This is a genomic window from Acinetobacter sp. YH12201, from assembly GCF_013418145.1.
In the GTDB taxonomy this organism is placed as follows: Bacteria; Pseudomonadota; Gammaproteobacteria; order Pseudomonadales; family Moraxellaceae; genus Acinetobacter.
This window is the reverse complement of sequence record NZ_VPCP01000181.1, coordinates 1-1,262: the sequence shown is the minus strand read 5'-3', so window position 1 is coordinate 1,262 and position 1,262 is coordinate 1. Positions and strand designations below refer to the sequence as shown.

At 47.1% G+C, this 1,262-nt stretch carries 2 protein-coding genes and 1 pseudogene; all 3 read left to right on the top strand.

The genetic code is table 11. The features are described 5' to 3' along the window. A pseudogene (locus tag FTU91_RS16510) lies at positions 1 to 249 on the top strand (IS66 family insertion sequence element accessory protein TnpB); the annotation flags it as partial. Next, a complete protein-coding gene (tnpB, locus tag FTU91_RS16410) occupies positions 192 to 581 on the top strand; it encodes an IS66 family insertion sequence element accessory protein TnpB (protein WP_180082861.1) in 390 nt (129 codons plus the stop codon). The pseudogene FTU91_RS16510 and the gene tnpB, both read left to right, overlap by 58 nt. Positions 582 to 655: 74 nt before the next feature. Continuing rightward, positions 656 to 1,262, top strand: a 607-nt coding sequence (locus FTU91_RS16405) for an IS66 family transposase zinc-finger binding domain-containing protein (protein ID WP_180082860.1), incomplete at its 3' end; no start/stop codon positions are given.

The following is a 1,262-nucleotide window of genomic DNA, read 5'->3' as shown; positions in this document are numbered from 1 at the left end:
GGATTGAATACAAATCTTGTATCCAAATGGATTCGCTTAATTGATGGTAAGCCAGGGAATGATCGCTCACCACTACCGAATAAACCTGCATTTATTGCCTTATCTTGCTCTGCACCATTAGATCCTATTCCTACTGACATGTTAACGGTTCAAATTACTTTACCCCACTCAAAAGCAGAAATTGGCTTGAAATGGCAAGTATCAGAAATATCTGCTTTAGCAGAATTACTCAAGGCACTTACAACATGATCCGCATTGATGAAATCTGGCTTTCTACCCAGCCGATGGACATGCGTGCGGGTATGGATACGGCCATGGCTCAGGTGCTGAGAGCCTTTGGCTACATCAAACCGCATTGCGCTTACCTGTTCTGTAATAAACGTGGCCATCGCATGAAAGTACTGGTGCATGATGGACTGGGCATCTGGCTGTGTGCCCGGCGGCTGGAACAGGGGAAATTCCACTGGGCGCAGGTTCACCAGGGTGAAAGCGTAGCCCTCAGTCCGGAGCAGTTGCAGGCATTGATCCAGGGTTTGCCTTGGCAGCGCATTGGACGACAGCAGGTGGTCACGATGCTCTAAACCAAGCTCGGCTATTCTGCCATCCTCCAAACGTTCTATTTCATTCTCTTCATGACCTCAGGCATACTGCGGTCATGAATACGCTGCCTGATTTAAGCCAACTGACCCATGAACAACTGCTGGAATTTACCCGGCAGTTGGCGCTGCAGCATCAACAACTCGCAGAAGATAAACAACAATTAGATGCCAAAGTTCAACATCTTTCTATTCTCAACCAAAAATACGAGCATGAACTTGCCTTATTTAAAAAGCACAAATTCGGCAGTAAAAATGAACATCTAACTGCAAAACAAATCCATCTGTGGGATGAAGCGGTCGAAGAAGATATCGCAGCAGTTGATCTGGAACTGGAGCGGCTGAATGCAGATAAAACCGATGCAGCGACACAGAAAGCCAAAACCAATAAACCTAAACGTCGACTGCTGCCAGATCATCTACTCACTCTCCGTATTGAGCATGAACCTGCATCAACGCAATGCAGCTGTGGCTGCCAGTTACGTCGTATCGGCGAAGATGTCAGTGAAAAACTGAATTTCAGACCGGCACAGTTCTATAAGGAACAGCATGTCCGTGGCAAATGGGTCTGTGATCAGTGTGACACCCTGACTCAGCAAGCGATGCCTGCCTATGTGATTGATAAAGGCATTGCTTCACCTGAACTGCTCAGCCATGTGCTGGTAT